Genomic DNA, 16,203 nt, shown 5'->3' with positions numbered 1-16,203 from the left:
GAACGCTCCCGAACGGCGACACCGTCCACGAGGCCGCGGACTGCCGGTTCGTCTCGTCGCCGGCGGGGACGGTCCACGAGCGGGCCGCCTGCGACGGCGACGAGTACGACTACGAGTACCACCCCAAATGCGGCCAGCGGCTCCCCGAGGGGTCGCTGTGGTCGGCGGTCGAGGCGGCCGACGCCGAGGAAGCGGTGATGAAGTTCAACCTGCGGCCGTGTACGAAGTGTATCGACGCGTCGCTGCGGCTCGAACGCTGGCGGATGGACGTGCATAGTGCGACAGTTATCCGGAGCGCGGACACGCCCGAGCGGTGGCAATGATGTCCGAGAACGAACCCGACAACTGCGACGGCTGTGGGATCGAAATCACGAACGACGTGAACCTCACCCGCGTTGAGGTAGACGGCAACGAGGAACAGTGGTGCCCCGGCTGTCGGGGTGCCGGCGGAGGTGGCGAGTGATGTCGGACGACACCGACTACAGCGGCGTCCCGGACGAACCGCCGTCGATCCCCGACCCGCCGATGCACGAGGAGTGGGAAGACGTCGAGACGTGGTCGAAGGCCAACCTGCGCTACCCCGTCCCCGGCGGCTGGGACATCGCCGACCACGGGAAGTTCCACACCAAATGGGAACACCAGGATGGCACGGCACTCACGCGTACGTCCAAGCGCACGCCCGGCCCGAAGGACACCTTCGTGTTCACGATCGACGGCACGGAGGTCCACAGCGTCGAAACGGGGGCGGACCGCTCGGAACTCCGTGAGGCGACCGTGTGGCTGCTGACGTTCTACGACGACCGCGAGGGCGTAGAGTCGGTCGCCGAACTCCAGCAGGCGATGCGTGAGGCACAGAACCAGTCGCTCGACGCGTTCGCTGGAGGTGACGAGTGATGGCCGGCGGCGAAACCCTGCAGTTCGACCACCCGCATCTCGACGGCGTCACGCGAGGCACGGTGCTGGAGTACGACGGCTGGCAGTGGGCCGTCGTCACGGAGATCGCCGTCGAAAAGGATCCCACCCGCGTCGGGTTCGTGCTGCTTGACGAACTCGGCGATGACATCGTTCCCCTGCTTGAGGACGCCGACGGCTGCGCCGAACACTACGAGGTGGTGCGGGCGTATCGGGGCGGCGAACACGAGTACTGGACGGACGCGGCGTACCTGCAGAGGGACATCTGGAAGACACTCGGGCCGATCCATCCGGCGGAACGGGACGGCAACGGAGGCGATGCCTGAATGAGCGACGCACAGCAGGAGACACTCACCGACACAGAACAGGACGAGTGGCGCGAGTTGATGAACAAACCCCCGGAGAACCTGACCGACGCGGAGAAAACCAGCAAGATCAAGCTGTCCATCAAACGCCGCTTCGACCCACCGGAGTGGTCGCTGGCGTTCGAACTGGCCAGCCCGAACGGCCGCCGGGCCGACGCAATCGCGGTCAACACGTTCCCGTCGCGGAACTTCAAGGTCGTCGGCTTCGAGTTCAAGGCCAGTCGCTCCGACTGGCTCTCGGAGAAAAACGAGGGTGCGAAGGCGGACTACTTCGTCACGGCCTGCGACGAGTGGTACGTCGTCGCCTGGTCCGGCGTCGTCGAGGAGTCGGAGCTACCTGAGGGCTGGGGACTGTTCGAACTCAAACCGAACAGCGAGCAGATTTGGAAGCAAGTCGACTCGGAGCTGACCGAGCACCAGCAGGGCGAGCCCGACAAGGCGTTCTGGGGGCGGTTTATCCAGAAAACCGTCGGCGGGGAGTCCAACTATACGAAACAGGACCTCCGGGAAGCCCGCCGGCGCGGCTACGAGGAGGCGGAGGAGGAACTGACCGACCGTCGGCTCGACCGTGAGGCTGAGGACCTGCACGACAAGGCCGAGACGGTCGACAAACTCCGGGACGCTGGGCTACTGGGGTACGTCCACCCGATCAGCGACGATCGGATTGAACGGCTGAACAAGGCCAAGCAGTTCGTGCAGGCGCTGGAGGGCGGCCAGTTCAACAGTCTCGACAACGAACTGGAACACTTCGAGGACAACGTCGAGCGCCGATTCCAAGACATCTCGCAGAAGGTCACCGAGATGCAGGACCTTCTCGACGAGCTACAGACTATCGAGCCGAACGCGCAGCAAAACGAGGGTGATGCGTGATGGCGGACGAACCAACCCACCCCGACCTCGAACCACTCGCGACGGACGACACGGTCCGGGTCACGCCCGCCGACGCGGACCGGTTCGTCGGCACGGTCGACGACATCCGAAAACACAGCACAGGCGCGATCACGACCCACGCGGTCACCGTCGCCGAGGACGGGCACCGCGCCCCGCTGTGGGACCTGACGGCCGAGTACGACCCGCGCGAGGGCTGGAGTCCCGTCGTCGCGACCAAGCGCGTCTATGGTGACTCGGAAACCGAGTTCGTCGAGCACGGCGAAGCCGAGTTCGAGGTGATCGATCTGGGGATCGACCCCGACCGCCTCGGTCCCGGCATTACTGTCGAAGCCGTCGACGGGCACGAGTACCGCGTCGTAATCCCGCCGTGGGAGCGGGAGTACGACAGCAAGGCGCTGGCCTACGACCTCGACTCGAAGGCGAACACCTGCGAGAAACTGCGGCCGCGGGAGGTGATCCGGCGTGTCGAGTGAGCCGTCTACGGGCGGGACTGAGCAGATTGCAGAGCGGATACGAGAGTTCGCTGAGTGGGTTGACAGTCCCGACGACTGGATGATCGTGGTCCCGAGCGAGGACTACGATGACGTGCTGGAATCGCTGGAGACGACCACGGACGCGGGGAGATACCATCAGGGGATTTCCCTCTGCTATGGCGACGGCTACGACGAAACGCAGGTCAGGCTCAAACGAGGGCTGGCGGATCAACTTCGCTCAGTCGACACGGCGACCGACGGCAACGGAGGCGAGACCTAATGCACGATCAAGACACGGAGATCGACCGTACGAACCTGCGACCGACCGAGACGGAGTGCAACCACACGGCAGAACGCGCGCTGAAACTGCTGTGGGAGAACCCAGACACGAAGGCCGTCCGGATCGACTCGAACCCGAATCCGATGTACGTCACCGTCGAGGACGGCGACCTAGCGTTCTGGGCCTTCGACTACACCTGGAAGTGTCAGGAACGCGTCCCCGTTCCCGACGCGTACGGCCCGTTCGAGACGGTCGTCGACCAACTCCACGGCTACGCCAACGACGACTACCCGATCGGCACCGTCTCGAAAGACCGGATCGACACCGAACCGAGGCCAAAGCCGACGAGCCTGGAGGACTTCGCATGAGCGGGCCGCTCGTCTGTCCGGAGTGTCCGGACTGTGGCGACCGCCGGCAGAAGTTCCGCTTCGACACCGACCGGGACGTCGGCGTGATCCGCTGTGCGGAGTGTGAGGCGGACATCTTCATCGTCTCGGTGCTGGCGAACCGGCAGGTGACGACGGTCATGGACCCGGCCGCGGGTGGCCTCCCAGACGACGTGGTCGAGCGCCTGGATGCGAAGGACCGCCTGCCGCCGGCGGCGAAGCGCGACGAGGTGGAGATCGATGTCGAGTAGCGACACTGACTGGCCGGGCCTGCTCATCTGCGTGCCCTGCCGCGAGTACGTCAAGGCCGACTGCGACGCCGAACGCACCGCCTGCGAGCACACGTGGGACGAAGCCCGCGACATCAGCCACCTCGACGGCGAACAGTGGGCGAAGATCCGCCACGACGTGTACGTCCGGCACCTCGAACAGGACGACCCCGAGCGGCGCGAGATGGTCGTCTCGGAACTGGCGTCGCTGATGTACGACCTCGTGTCGGCCGACGCGCTGCCGGAGGACTACGACGACCGCGAGGGGCTGGAGAAACTGCTGGTTACGGAGGCCGATTCGGCATGAGCGGCGGCAGTCTCGACTACCTGTTCCAGGATGTCCGCGAGGTCAAGCGGCGCGCGCGGCTCGACGAGGACGAGGCGGAACTGCTGGAGGGGATCGCTCAACTCCTGCACGATCTGGAGTGGTCGCTTTCCGGGGACTACGCGTCGCATCAGTACCGGCAGACGCTCTCAGAGTTTGCCGGCACGTGGGATGGCGGCTACAAGGAGTCGAACCGAAGCGTCCTCATCCCTCAGTCTGACGGCTGGCAGTGTGACAACCACCAGTGGGTCCGCGGCGGGATGACCGTCTCCGAGGGGAAGATGGTGACCGTCTGGAAGTGTACCGACTGTCCGGCGTGGACGCGGCAGTTCCACGGGCGGCAGTATGAGGTCGACTACAAGGAGGCCGGCGAACCGGGGGCCGACCGATGACCGACGAGAACCCCGACACCGTCACGGTCGAAATCGACACGACCGTCGCCGACTCGATCGACCTGTCGAACATCGGGATGGTGGATGTCGGCGACGCGGCAGTCGAGGTCGTCGGCGAACCGGACAGCGCCGGAACGCTCCCCGAGACGGTTCGCGTCACGGGCGAACTGCGGATCGAACGGGAGGACGGTGAGACGGCATGACCCGCGTGTTCCACGACGCTACGACAGGTGAGTGGATCGAAGTCGACGGCGGCGACGAATCCTACTGCCGGATGGAGGCGGCGAACCGGCTTGGCTGTGCTGAAAGTGATCTCCGAGAAGGCTACGGGTTCGAGGACGATGGCTGACGACCTGATCACAGCGCTGTCGGGAGCCGTCGCAGGCGAGTCCTGCGGCGTCTCGGCGTGCCAGACGAACCCTGCGGCGACTCGGAACGGCCGCCCGCTCTGTGCGAAGCACCGCGATCTGTATGACCACGGGACGATGGGCGAACCCTGCGATAGCTGTGGATCGCGAAACTGGATCGCCACGCCCGACGCGGCCTCGGTCGCCGTCTGTGCAGTCTGTGAGTACGTGACCTACGACGAGAGCGTAATCGAACATTCCTGGCGTGAAGAAAACGCATGATGGAACGCAACTGCACGACGACCCGCGAGCAGGACGCTGACCCGGAGGTCTACTACCTCCCCGGCGCTGAGAACCACTACGATTACCGGTACAACGTCATCGTCCTCGACGAGGAGTTGAAAGAGTATCCGAAAGCCCACGATCTCATTCTCCAGCACGAGCGAGGGCACGCGACGGACGCCGCAAAGACGTTCACCGGACTCCTCCGCCACGAGTTCGCGAACGATCTGGACTACTACTTCGGGACTGGCGAGGCCGTCGAGGAAGTCCACGACTACTATCGGAACCGCGATTCGGGTTCGCTGTCCATGAGGACGAGGGCGGCCCTCGCCGCTGGGAACGTTGTTCGAATCCTCTGGCAGCCGGTATTGGGGTCGCTGGCGTTGCTTCGGAGGGAATTATGACCGGTGAGAACAGCGAATCAGACACCGATCACGTCACGCCGTCGCTTCCGTACGGCCCGTTTGCCCCGCTGTACTGCCGCCTCCACGGCCACGACTACGTCGACGACGCGTTCATGGGATCAGGACAGCGCTGCACGCAGTGCGGACGCTGGGACGAGTCGCCGCCGCTTACAGCCGCGGATGGCGTGTTCATCGGCGTGGCGATCGGTGTTCTCGTCGGCATCGGCATCGGCGTTCTTCTCACGTTCTAAGCTCGGGCGGTGGGAGCGGGCGTCAGACGCTTGTTGCGCCGGAGTTCGTGACTAGCGATAGAGACCACAGTTTTGTATAGTCATATGTGGTTTAGAACCACCGCTCAACAAGACTATCGTACAGCCGTCTTGCGATTCTCTACCGGAAACGCCGTGTCTGCACCCACTCACGTTTAGCCTGAAAAACAACAGTACATTCTAGTGGGTCGACGCTGTAGGGTACACTGACACGATGGACCCCAGCCAGAACGACGCTACTCCCGGGGTCAGCGCCGGGAACACACCACTCGCTGACCCACTAGACGACTTCCTCGACTACAAGGCGAAGACGGTCGACCCTGAGAGCGGCGACCGCTCCGGCGCGTACGCCGCCCAGCTCGAACGCATCCTCCCGACGTGGATCGACTGGATGCACGAGCATACTGGAACGGAGTACCTGGAGGGCATCGACGAACGCACGCTCGCCCGCTACCCGAAGTACCTTGCCCGGCGCGTGAAGGCGAACGACGGAGACGCCGACGGCGGAATCACCCGCGGGACCGCGTGGACATACTTCAACGCCGTCCGGTCGTATCTGGCGTGGTGTGTCGCATGGCGCGACCTCGAGGACAACCCCGCCGACTCGGCGACCGTAATCGACGAGATGCCCGACCGGCCGTCGCGCTCGTCGGCCGACCAGCAGTTCTGGAGTCCCGCGCAGCGACAGACGCTCCTGCAGTACGTCGACGAGCGGGCGCACGAAGCCATCGACGAGGAAGGAAGCGACGCTCTCGCCCCCGTTCGTGACCGCGCGCTCGCGTACCTCATCGGCTACGCCGGCGTCCGTGGGGCGGAGGTCCTGTCCCGCAGTGACGACGATCGCGACGGCCGCAACGGCGCGACGTGGGCTGACCTCGATCTGGAGAACCGGACGATCGACGTGTTCGGCAAGAGCCAGGACGACGAGCAGGCTCCGCTGACCGACAAGCCGCTCCCCGCGCTGCGGCGGTGGCACGACGTGCTCGACCCCGCGAGCGACGACTGGCCGCTGTTCCCGACGTTCCACCGGCCCTCACTGTGGGGTGCGGTCCGCGAGGACCTCCGCGACCGCGGCCACGACGAGGCCGACGTGGAGGAGTGGCTGGAACCGTTCGACGACCCGCTCGAAGCGATCCGGGAGTTCGACAGCCGGCCGCCGGCGCTGTCTACCTCCGGCGGCAGGCGGCTGTTCAAGCGGCTGAGCGATGCCGCGGGCGTCGACACCAGCGAGGACTCGAAGGACTACCTGACGCTGCACGGCGGCCGGCGTGGGGCCGGTGAGATGTACTTCCGGGAGGCCGATCATTCGGCGGCGCAGCGAGCCCTTCGGCACGCCGACCCGGCGACGACAAGCAAGATGTACAGCCACATCGAAGCGAGTGAGCTGTCCGAGATCGGGAGTCAGGTGTTCGGCGACGAGTGACCGAGTTTTTAACTGAAACGCGTTAGATTATCGCTACAGATGCAACTGCCCGTGTCCCCCGCTGGGCTCGTCGAACTCGCTGTCGCTACGGTACTCCTGCACGGGATCGGGTACGCGATCGCGGCCACCACGAGACAGTGGTACCGGATAGCGTGCCGGGTCGCGACGTAGGTCTGTCTGAACTTCTTTCGTCACCGATCACGCTCCTCAGCGTCGTACGGGTCGTTCCACTCGTTTCGCTGGTCCTGGTCGAGCGGGACACCGGCCTGCTCGGCCAGCATCACCTGTCCCTGCCGTCTCACACTCCGGCCCTCCAGCCGTTCGGCAACGACCGTGAGCACCATCCACACCGCCAGCAGGGCCAGCACGACGAATACGGGGGCGACTGTCTCGTGCCAGATCCAGCCGTACGGGATCGACGGCAGGGCGGCTACGGTGAGCAGCAGGGCCCGAAACGCCCACGCGTGGGCTCGGTTGAACGTCGGTTCGTCCTCTGTCATCCGTCTCCTCCCGCCCGATATCGGTCGATCCGCGCTTTGTTCGCGACGTAGCCACGCTCGCTGTCGTAGATCGGATCGTCGGGCAGCGCCGCGTCGCCCTCGGGGACGCTCGCCACGGGGTACTCGACGTCCCCGACCACGTCCTCGACGCGGGCCTCCCACTCGCCCAGCTCCGAATCGTCGCCCTTCAGGTCGCGCAGGCGCTCGAACACGTCCGCGACCGCCGCGTACGCCTCGTTGAAGTCGTCGACCCACTGCCGGAGTTCGTCAAGATCGTCGTCGACGCCGTCGGCCAGCAGTTCTTCGTGAACGCGGTCCTCGACCTCCAGCTTCCAGTCGGCGGCGGCCTCGCGGTTCTTCGTCGGGATCTCCGGGTCCGAGTAGCGCCGTAGGGCCTCCGCGACGATCCGGCGGTACTCGTCGGGGTACTGTTCGAGGGCGTTCAACTCCGTGGCCCCCGCGCCGTGTTCCTCTTCCCACTCGGTGACGCGGCGATTGTACGCGACGCCGCCGGTCCCCGTCGCCTCGCTCTCCTCGATGGGCTTGCGCGGAAGGTCAAGTTCCTCGATCTGCTCGGGCGTGACGGCCAGTCGCTCGACGAGCACGCGCTGGTCGAGGTCGCCGCGTTGCTTGAGCCACGCCAGCTTCCCTGCCATCGAAGCCGGCATCGCGTGGCCGTTCACGTCGAAGTCTGATAGGTAGAGGATCACCGCGGGTTTCCCGGCCGCTTCGATTCGCTGGGCGAGCTCGTGCGCGACGGTCAGCGAAAGGTCGCCCTCGCCTTCCACGACGACGTTACAGCCGTGCCGAGCCGCCAGCCCATCCGGTCCCCGGAGGTAGTCCGGGAGGGTCTTCTCCGACCACAGTTCGATGTGGAACGGGCTTTGTCGCGCCTCGTCGAACGACAGTTCTTCGCGCGCACGCTCGGCCACGCGCTCGGCTGCCCAGGCCGAGTACGTCGTCTCCTCGGGGGCGAACTCCAGTTCCGCACGGTCCCCCGGGTCGGGGATGCGGGGCGTCTCGACACCCGTCGGCGAGGGCAAACCCTCGGGGTCAGGCTCCACAGAGTGACGTCCATAGCGGGTCACGGTCCGCGTATCCGCACGCTTGTCGATGATTCCGTCCAACGGAATGTACCCGAGGATGCGCGCGAGGACGGCGCATTCTTCGAGGTAGTCGTAGCACCGCTGGGTGTTGTCGTAGGTGTCCCACGAGCAGTCGGTCGGGGGCGCGACGTCCCCGTCGCTCATGTAGACGGCGTAGTGGACCCCGCGGACGTGGATGCGGTCGCTCTCGCGTTCGTCGACGGCCTGCTCCCACAGTTGGGCGAACCACTGTGCTTTCGCGTGGTCCGCGGTCGTTCCTTTGTACATCGGATCTCTGCGACGGCTCTGGATGAGGAGATCGTCGACGTCGACGCCGTACTCCTCGGCGAGCCCGTCGATCCACTGCCGAAGCGCGGTCTGGTCGGTCTGCTGTGGCTCGTCGTCGTGGCTGTCTGGTGGCATACTGAGTACGAAAACGGCTGTGTTCGGTCTGTTCAGCTATTCTCCGCCCTGTCCGCCGGCCCCCACCGCCCCACCGGACGCCGCGGTGTCGGCACTGCCTCCCTTCTGTAGTAATGGGGGGTTGGCTCTAGATACGTACGTCCGTACCACCGCACGGGGGTGTTACACCCCTGCAAGTAATCTCATCGCCTGATATCGGGGTAGAGAAGCTTCCTTGAGCCGAATATTTTGTAATGGGGGCATTGCCTTCCGCCACTACAATTCAGCCGGTGGCTCGAAAGTGGGATCTGACGAAGTAGTGATCTGAATCCGCCCGTCTTGGTACTCAGAAACATATCCCTGTTCTTCGAGATTATCGATCGCAGCGTTGATCTCACCTTCAGCAACTCCGTATTCGTCTGAGACGCTTCTGAGAACATCGCGTTTGGAGCAATCGTAGCCCGAACCAGCATCACAAAGGCGGTCAGCTTCTTCGAACGTCCACTTCTTGACCTTCCAGTCGGCGACCTCGTCCACGGTTGCCGGCTGTTCGCTCTTGTTGATGGAGACGGCGTCGAGATACGTCTTCAGAACTGCCTCGTCCGGCCACGGGAGCGTGTCGTACGTGCCGACGATCGTCACCACGTCACCTTTGCTCAACGTCTCACAGAGGTCGTCCCACAGGTACACGGCCTCGACTGGCGGATCGTCGAGTGAAGATTCGGTACGCTTGATCAGGATTTCCTGAAAGTCGGCGATCTCCGATTCGCTGACGTTGAGCGACCACTGGTTCGTGTTTTCGCAGGTCTCGTTCTGGCACTCAAACGGCTTGACAAGTTTCCCGCCAGGTTGCGACATCGGGTTCAACGTGCCGCAGTAGGAGCATTCAAACGCCGCTGTCTCGGCGAACGGTTTGATCGCTTCGACGTTGACGACTTCCCCGTGGACACCGATAAGCGTCCCGAGTGCGTCTGATCCGTACTTGCCGACGCGATACGTTCTGCTCTCGGGGAGGTCGAACACACGAAACGCTGTATCAGTATATCCCAACTCCGCGAGTGCATCTTCAGCTGCGGGAAACGCCGAAAGTGGGTCTTCTAAAACGACACGAGCAAGGTCGTGATCCGTGTCGTCGAGTTCAGGCCATGGAACACGGATTCGAGCAGTAGTGTCGGTGGGTACGTACTCCGAGAGCGGCCCTTCAAACGCGGCCGTCCAGTCCATGCTCATTGGCCGACCTCCTGTAATCCAGTCTCAACCGCTCCCCAGTCGATCTCCAAGACCTTCCTGCCGACCGGCCGAAGCGTGTATCCCTCGTCCGTGTTGTCGAGACACGGGCTCAGTCCATCGTCTTTTGCGGCGTGGTTGCGGAACGTTCCCTCGGACCACTCGGGATCCAGTTCGGTATATATCTCGTTGTAACTGTCGTACTGCCCGTTCGCAACGATTTCACAGACTTCGATGTACGTCTTCCGCGTCGATGGCGCTTTCCGAAGCCAGGCCTTGATCGAGGGCGGGATATCGTGGCGCTTTGCGATATCCTCGTGTGTCGTTTCCTGCCCAATCTGTTCGAGTGTGATATCGCGCTGTCGGTCCGCTCCACCGACAGGTTCGAGTTGGAGGTTCGACGGAATACGGTACTCTCGGCGCTGTCTCAACACCCACTGAATAAGCCGGGAGGTGATCTGCTCCGTCGCTTGCTCGGCATCCTCGACCGCTGCTATCGGAGCTGGGAAATCGTCAGGGAGGAGGTACCAGCCACCGACGCTCGGCTTCCGATCGTCACGAACTACGTCCCCCGTGATCACGTCGACCCACCACGGCGGTGCATCACTGTCCAACCATGGAACGTCGCCAGTCTCTCGGACACGAGCGCCCCACGCGAGGCCGTACCGATCACGCCACACGCGGTCGCCCAGCCCGAGCCCGCACGGTGCGCCGCGCCACTGGATCGGCCAGTATGGTTCCCCGTCGGCATAGATCATCCCCTGTCCGGTGTTGAACGTCCGGAGTTGCTGGAACTGCTCGCTGTCGAATTCGAACGTCTTGTGAAGTTCTCCCACCTGCTCTTGGCTCTGCCGGAGGAGGATCTTCGTGTCCATGTTGTTCCGGACGGGGCGGAGAATATCGTTGAATTTCTGCGTCGAGCCAAGTAGCAAGACACGTCGCGAACCACCCTGCGAGGTAATGATTCGAAATGTCTGCTGAAGTGCCCGTATCTGGTCTCGGTAGCGGGCGTGTTGAATCTGGGACGGGGCGACGTTTTTCAACTCGCGCACCTCCAGGCAGACCCGAGGGAGCCGGCCGTCTTCGTCCCGAGCGGCCATGATTTTCTGGAGCCAGAGGTCCATGATGGTGTACTTGAACCCATCCGAGGCGTCGATGAAGTTACAGCAAAGCACCGCCGACTTGTGATTCCGGCGGATCATCTCGTGGAAGTCGATATTCGTTGCTGCCTCGGGACTCGTGATGAATCCCTCACTCGCTAAGCGACCCAGGCGTTGCGTTGCTTTCCTGACAGCCTTCTCCGCCGGGAGTTCCATCGACGTCTCGTAGGTCTCGACATACTCCCCGTCTTGGTGTTTGTCGCGTAGTTCGGTCCACGAGATCGTTGCTTCCAGGCCTTCAGCAAAGTCGAACAGCAGGTTGATGAGTTCGTCGACCTGTTCGGACCGATTCAGCGTGATCTTCAGCGCCTCTTTGATCCGCATCTCCATCGAGGGATCGGACTCCGTGACGCCGGCAAGGCGGAGGATATCGTTCGGCGTGAGCATGTCGATCCCCAGTGTGAACGTCTGGAAGTTCGCCGGGAGGACATCCGGGACGCCCTCCATTCGAGGGACGAACACCTCCGTGTCCATCGCCTTCGGCTGCTGATTGAACCACTTCAGATTCTCCCGGATCTGCTTTTCGTCGTTGGGGATCGACAGCATCGGCGTCTCCATGCGGCCGTCGTCGTGGAGCGAGACGTACTTGTAGCCGTGTTCGCGCCAGAGGTTCACTCCGATGGACGTGAGTGTCGAGTCTTTCCCCTCACGGGGCTTGGCGATCGCCAAAATATGGTCACAGTCGTCGTGTGGAATGACGACCTCTTTGTTCTCCAGATTAGCCGCGTCGCCAGCTCCGACGCGCCGGCGGCCAATCGGTGTGACCTCGTCGATATCGGGCGCGTGGGGGACCTCGTCGGGGTCGAGTTTCTCCAGCCGGACCGGGGCGTAGTTCGAGGGGTCTCGGAGGGAATTGAGATACCCCAACTCCTTCCCGAGCCGCGCCTGTGTTTCGAATTCGGCCATCGGATCCGGAGGTGACTGCTGCCGATCCCGGAGACCCATCTGATCGCGGAACTCCAGTTTCTCCGCGTCAGTGATGTACTCGCCGTCGTACCAGGGTGCAAGCACATCGGAGAGATCCGGATGTTCGCGGAGGTGCCAGTGGATAGCTAAGAGAAGGTCTTCGACCGGGCGGGGCGACTGCCCGGTCAAGGCTTGCCGTGCCTCGACGACGAGTGATCGAACCGTCGCCTGGTGTTCGGCGCGCTGTTCGTCGGCCTGCCGTTGCTGTCCTTCTGCTGTAATCCCTTCGAGGACGGCATCAAGATCGGCTTCGTCGTCCGACTGAACATCCTCAAACGGATCCGGTTCTGAACGTTCTGGATCTGGAATGTGGCTACTCATGATTGTGTATGAAAACGGTCGTTTTCGGGTAGTTTTGTGGCGAGACGACTAGTCGGCCGACGCGGTGCCGGCGCTGGGCAACTCCGGTGGGTTCGGCATCAGCTCGTAGGCCCGGTCGGGCACGTCGATCCCGTGGAGGTCCTCGGTCGGTTCCACGTCCGGCAGGTCGTAGATCGGCTCCCCGTGTGCCCCCATGAACCGCTCGCTAAAGCGGGACTGGAGTTGGCTCATCTCGGGGAGCCGGCGCTTATCCGCTGGGTACACAAGCGTCAGTTCGACTTCTTCGCCCGACGCCGTTTCCGTCGGGAGCGTAATTTCAGCCAGCGAGTGTTCGTCCTCGACCATCTCCCGGTAGCGCTCCCGAACGAGCGCGGGGTCGTGTCCGAGGTTCCGGCCGAACCGGGTGTCGCTGGCCTTCGTGATCACCTGGTAGGCGAGTTTGCTCTTGGGTATCAGCTCGTCCTCGGCGCTCTCGACGGTCGTCTTGATCTCCCGGTTGATCGACGGGATCTCGACGTTCCGCGTGTGTCCGGGCAGGTTCGGTTTCATCTGCCGGAGGTTCCGCGCGTACTGCTCCATCACCGAGGGCGCGACCTCGGCGTGTTCGTCGGTCATCTGGTGCAGTCGCGCAGCGAACTCGGTGATGAACTCCTCGCGGCTATACGAAGCGTACGACCGCCCGGCCGCCCGCCCCATGTAGCACGTCACGTCCGGCGTGTCGACGGCCTTGACGAGGCCCATCTTTGCCTCCCAGAACTCGGTTTCACTCGGTGTTCGGTGTCTGTCGATCCGCCGTGATCGGAGTTTGGCGAGGCCGTAGAACGTCCCCAGCGCGATGAGCGGACTCGTCCCGAACAGAATCACAGCGGCGGTGACGGGACCGACCCACAGCCCCGAGTAGATGAGCTGGATCGCGGCGACAAACAGGTACGGGACGCCCAGCCGCCAGAGGATCGACCCCGACCCCAGCGCCGCTGTCATGTACAGCGACTGCTGTTTCAGTTCCTCCGTCGCGGCGATATGCCACGGGACCGCGTCGTCACCGGTCGGTTTGGCCGACTCGGACGGAGCCGCAGGCTCGTCTCCCCCATCCGAGGGCGATGCGAACGGGTCCGGCGCACGACGCGACGTACTGGGTTCGCTGGTGGACGTCGACGTGTCGTCGGGGGCCTCGGGGGTCTCGGACGACCCACCGAAGGGGCCGCCGAGAGCGCCAGTCAGCGCGTTCCAGTGACGGGCCAGAAGACCGGCGGAGTCGGGCTCGGGAGCGGCGTCGGCGTCGGTATCGTCCCGCCAGCCCGCCACCGCGTCCGGCGGGTCGGCCTGGAACGACGGGTCCGCGTTCCGAAGCGAGAGCGCCAGTCGTTCGGCGTCGTCCACGCCGTCCTGTAGCGTCTCCCGATCGATGTCAACGGGGTCGCAGGCTTCGAGTTCGCCGGCTATCTCGCGCTCGTCTGCCGACGCAGGCGTCACACCCCCCGACGCGTCGCCGTCGCCGGCGTGTTCGTTCCTGACCTGCGACCAGTAGTCGATCGTCTCGGCGTCGTACTCCTCGCCGGCCAGTGCCTTGTCGAGGTAGTCCTCGATCTCGGCCTGGTCCATGTCGCTGGTGACGATGACCGGCCGCATCCCCTTCGTCGAGCGCATCTCGTCGGCGAGTTGCTGCACCGACTCGATGAGCCAGCCCGTCGTGTCCGCGGCCGTCCGGGCGGCCCACGAGCGACGCGCGCCGACGTACCGGTAGTAGACCACGATGCTCGCCAGCGGTGGGACGATCGGGTGTTTCAGGAACCCGATGACCGTCCGGAGGAACCAGTACGACGACCCACCGCTGTCGACGTTTAGGTAGAACGCACCCCAGATACCGAGTGTAACGAGGAAGATGAACACACCCAGCAGGATCTTGGCGATCCGACTGGGGGCCTTCCGTGGGTCCGGCGACAACTTCCGGAAGAAGCTAACCACCAGCGACGAGTCGGTTTGCTCCGCGACGTGGGCCTGGGTTTCGTCGTCGCCGTAGCGGTCAAGCGACACGGTCAGTCACCCCCGCTCGGCGAACCGACGCCCGTGCCGGTTCCCGTTCCGTTTCCAAGGGAGTCGCCGGTTGGGACCGACGACGGCTGGCTGTCGTAACCACGCGAACTAGTGAGTTCCTCGATCAGTTCCTCGACCTGCATCCGCGTCTGGCGCACCTCGTTGCCTCGCTTGTACTCCTTCTCTGCCACGCGGAGCGCCCGTTCGATGTTCGACAACGCCGTGGCGGCGTTCAGTCGCGGGTCGACAAGGATCGGCTTGAGCCACGTCTGTTCCCGGAGCGTCCGCTGGGTCACCGGGTCGACCTGCAGGAGATCCTCAACGCCGTGATGGGCGTAGACGATGTCGCCCTCCTCGTCGTACAGGACGTCGCCGTTCTCGTCCTTCGCGACGATCCCCTTGCACGCGAGTTCGACCATGTCGTCGACGGTCTCGACGCCCATCTCCGATCGCCAGTACCGGGCGGCGTTGGTGCCGATCTCCTCAACTTCCGCGAGCTTGTGCTGGGCGGCGGCCTTCCGGGACCGTTCGTAGTCCTGCCGGGCGGCCTCCCGCTGAAGTTTGGCGATCGGCATCGAGAGTTGCTGGAACTTCAGGATCCAGCCGTGTTTGCGCGACCAGTACATCGTGACGATAGTGAGAATCGCGACGAGTTCGACCCACTGGAAGGCGTTGAGCAACTGGGCGAGTTTGAGCGAGACGTAGTTCTCGATCTGGTCGGTCCACAGGCCACTGAACAGTTCGGCGCGGTTCTTGGTGTCCTTCGCCCACGAGAGCACGCCGCTCACGCTGGTGTTGTAGTCAGCGCTATCGGCCTGCGAACTCGCCCAGTCGATGAACGGCTTCCAGTCGGGGTCGATCGCCGTCGAGGCCGACAGCGCGGTGTTGGTGGCGTACAGGTCGACGGTTTTGTTCGACCCGTCCGCGAAGTACAGATCGAGCTGGTAGAGGCTCGTCGAGTTCCGTCGGGCCGCATCGTCGGTGTAGGCCACGCGGACGACCCGGCCGCCGGCCAGTACGTTTGCATCGGCCTGTTGCTGGGTGATACGGGCGGCCTCGACCGGTCGTGAGAGCGTGAACGTGGCGAACCCGCCGCTGGTGTTGAACACCGCGTCGTTCTCGGCGACGGTAACGCTCACGTAGTCCTCGTCGGGCACGTCCGGCGTGATCCGGACCTGCGAGGCGTCCGTGACCGGGCCTGCAGTGCCGTTGCCGTCGGTTCCGTTCGGGTCGGTCCCGTTCGTCGTAGTGCTGTTGCCGTCCGTCTCGTTGCCCTCCTGTGGCGGGGCTGTCGTCGTCTCGTTGGGGTCGAACGGTTGCTGTACGGGCTGGTCGGCGAAGTCGGTCTGGGTACTGTCGGGCGTGGGTCCGGCCGCAGCCGCGGGCACGGCCAGGCTCGACGCCAGCACGGCGACGACGAGCGCCAGGAGACCGATCCGGCGGGCGGTAGACCCGTCGCTGTCGGGGTGTCGGGTGTGTCGTGTCATGGG

23 protein-coding genes are annotated in these 16,203 nt (G+C 64.1%); 17 read left to right on the top strand and 6 right to left on the bottom strand.

Annotated features, from left to right (window positions below):
• The 17 genes from EYW40_RS19750 to EYW40_RS18445 form a co-directional block, all read left to right on the top strand.
• A partial coding sequence (locus EYW40_RS19750) for a hypothetical protein (protein WP_161973252.1) occupies nt 1–323 on the top strand: 323 nt, incomplete at its 5' end.
• Nucleotides 320–463 carry a hypothetical protein gene (locus EYW40_RS19745; protein WP_161973234.1) on the top strand — a complete coding sequence of 48 codons (144 nt, stop codon included), beginning with the start codon at nt 320–322 and terminating at the stop codon, nt 461–463. The genes EYW40_RS19750 and EYW40_RS19745, both read left to right, overlap by 4 nt.
• The gene (locus tag EYW40_RS18510) at nt 463–894 is read left to right on the top strand and encodes a hypothetical protein (protein WP_135822985.1); all 432 of its coding nucleotides are present in this window, start codon (nt 463–465) and stop codon (nt 892–894) included. Before EYW40_RS19745 ends, EYW40_RS18510 begins: the two co-directional genes overlap by 1 nt.
• On the top strand, nt 894–1,238 hold the full coding sequence (locus EYW40_RS18505) for a hypothetical protein (RefSeq protein WP_135822984.1): 345 nt from the start codon (nt 894–896) through the stop codon (nt 1,236–1,238). Before EYW40_RS18510 ends, EYW40_RS18505 begins: the two co-directional genes overlap by 1 nt.
• Nucleotides 1,239–2,147 carry a hypothetical protein gene (locus EYW40_RS18500; RefSeq protein ID WP_135822983.1) on the top strand — a complete coding sequence of 303 codons (909 nt, stop codon included), beginning with the start codon at nt 1,239–1,241 and terminating at the stop codon, nt 2,145–2,147.
• Entirely contained in the window at nt 2,147–2,641 is a 495-nt protein-coding gene (locus EYW40_RS18495) for a hypothetical protein (protein ID WP_135822982.1), read from the top strand. Before EYW40_RS18500 ends, EYW40_RS18495 begins: the two co-directional genes overlap by 1 nt.
• Nucleotides 2,631–2,921, top strand: a complete 291-nt coding sequence (locus EYW40_RS18490) for a hypothetical protein (protein ID WP_135822981.1) — start codon at nt 2,631–2,633, stop codon at nt 2,919–2,921. The genes EYW40_RS18495 and EYW40_RS18490 overlap by 11 nt, the downstream gene beginning before the upstream one ends.
• Entirely contained in the window at nt 2,921–3,289 is a 369-nt protein-coding gene (locus tag EYW40_RS18485) for a hypothetical protein (protein ID WP_135822980.1), read from the top strand. Before EYW40_RS18490 ends, EYW40_RS18485 begins: the two co-directional genes overlap by 1 nt.
• Nucleotides 3,286–3,558: a hypothetical protein gene (locus EYW40_RS18480; RefSeq protein ID WP_135822979.1), complete on the top strand. Its 273-nt coding sequence runs from the start codon at nt 3,286–3,288 to the stop codon at nt 3,556–3,558. Before EYW40_RS18485 ends, EYW40_RS18480 begins: the two co-directional genes overlap by 4 nt.
• Nucleotides 3,548–3,883 (top strand): hypothetical protein, encoded by a 336-nt coding sequence (locus EYW40_RS18475; protein ID WP_135822978.1) that lies wholly within the window; start codon nt 3,548–3,550, stop codon nt 3,881–3,883. The genes EYW40_RS18480 and EYW40_RS18475 overlap by 11 nt, the downstream gene beginning before the upstream one ends.
• On the top strand, nt 3,880–4,293 hold the full coding sequence (locus tag EYW40_RS18470; RefSeq protein WP_135822977.1) for a hypothetical protein: 414 nt from the start codon (nt 3,880–3,882) through the stop codon (nt 4,291–4,293). Before EYW40_RS18475 ends, EYW40_RS18470 begins: the two co-directional genes overlap by 4 nt.
• The gene (locus EYW40_RS18465) at nt 4,290–4,496 is read left to right on the top strand and encodes a hypothetical protein (protein ID WP_135822976.1); all 207 of its coding nucleotides are present in this window, start codon (nt 4,290–4,292) and stop codon (nt 4,494–4,496) included. The genes EYW40_RS18470 and EYW40_RS18465 overlap by 4 nt, the downstream gene beginning before the upstream one ends.
• Nucleotides 4,493–4,642, top strand: a complete 150-nt coding sequence (locus EYW40_RS19740; RefSeq protein WP_161973233.1) for a hypothetical protein — start codon at nt 4,493–4,495, stop codon at nt 4,640–4,642. The genes EYW40_RS18465 and EYW40_RS19740 overlap by 4 nt, the downstream gene beginning before the upstream one ends.
• A complete protein-coding gene (locus EYW40_RS18460) occupies nt 4,635–4,922 on the top strand; it encodes a hypothetical protein (protein ID WP_135822975.1) in 288 nt (95 codons plus the stop codon). Before EYW40_RS19740 ends, EYW40_RS18460 begins: the two co-directional genes overlap by 8 nt.
• Entirely contained in the window at nt 4,919–5,326 is a 408-nt protein-coding gene (locus tag EYW40_RS18455) for a hypothetical protein (RefSeq protein WP_135822974.1), read from the top strand. The genes EYW40_RS18460 and EYW40_RS18455 overlap by 4 nt, the downstream gene beginning before the upstream one ends.
• Nucleotides 5,323–5,577 carry a hypothetical protein gene (locus tag EYW40_RS18450; protein WP_135822973.1) on the top strand — a complete coding sequence of 85 codons (255 nt, stop codon included), beginning with the start codon at nt 5,323–5,325 and terminating at the stop codon, nt 5,575–5,577. The genes EYW40_RS18455 and EYW40_RS18450 overlap by 4 nt, the downstream gene beginning before the upstream one ends.
• A 232-nt stretch (nt 5,578–5,809) precedes the next feature.
• Entirely contained in the window at nt 5,810–7,018 is a 1,209-nt protein-coding gene (locus EYW40_RS18445) for a tyrosine-type recombinase/integrase (RefSeq protein ID WP_135822972.1), read from the top strand.
• A 191-nt stretch (nt 7,019–7,209) separates the two neighbouring features.
• Here EYW40_RS18445 and EYW40_RS18440 read toward each other — a convergent pair whose 3' ends face one another.
• The 6 genes from EYW40_RS18440 to EYW40_RS18415 all read right to left on the bottom strand — a co-directional run bounded on the left by EYW40_RS18440 (nt 7,210) and on the right by EYW40_RS18415 (nt 16,200).
• Nucleotides 7,210–7,518 (bottom strand): hypothetical protein, encoded by a 309-nt coding sequence (locus EYW40_RS18440; protein ID WP_135822971.1) that lies wholly within the window; start codon nt 7,516–7,518, stop codon nt 7,210–7,212.
• On the bottom strand, nt 7,515–9,026 hold the full coding sequence (locus EYW40_RS18435) for a hypothetical protein (RefSeq protein ID WP_135823091.1): 1,512 nt from the start codon (nt 9,024–9,026) through the stop codon (nt 7,515–7,517). The genes EYW40_RS18440 and EYW40_RS18435 overlap by 4 nt, the downstream gene beginning before the upstream one ends.
• 255 nt (nt 9,027–9,281) lie before the next feature.
• Nucleotides 9,282–10,235, bottom strand: coding sequence for a minichromosome maintenance protein MCM (locus EYW40_RS18430; protein ID WP_202614605.1), 954 nt, complete (start codon nt 10,233–10,235; stop codon nt 9,282–9,284).
• Nucleotides 10,232–12,679, bottom strand: coding sequence for an ATP-binding protein (locus EYW40_RS18425; RefSeq protein WP_135823090.1), 2,448 nt, complete (start codon nt 12,677–12,679; stop codon nt 10,232–10,234). Before EYW40_RS18425 ends, EYW40_RS18430 begins: the two co-directional genes overlap by 4 nt.
• A 48-nt stretch (nt 12,680–12,727) precedes the next feature.
• Complete coding sequence (locus tag EYW40_RS18420) at nt 12,728–14,713, bottom strand: hypothetical protein (protein WP_135823089.1); 1,986 nt, start codon at nt 14,711–14,713, stop codon at nt 12,728–12,730.
• Nucleotides 14,714–14,715: 2 nt separating this feature from the next.
• Nucleotides 14,716–16,200 carry a hypothetical protein gene (locus EYW40_RS18415; RefSeq protein WP_135823088.1) on the bottom strand — a complete coding sequence of 495 codons (1,485 nt, stop codon included), beginning with the start codon at nt 16,198–16,200 and terminating at the stop codon, nt 14,716–14,718.
• Nucleotides 16,201–16,203: the final 3 nt, after the last annotated feature.

Source organism: Halostella litorea, from assembly GCF_004785955.1.
Lineage (GTDB): Archaea > Halobacteriota > Halobacteria > Halobacteriales > Natronoarchaeaceae > Halostella > Halostella litorea.
Note: the sequence above shows the minus strand (reverse complement) of the source record. Positions and strands in the feature narration are given on the sequence as shown.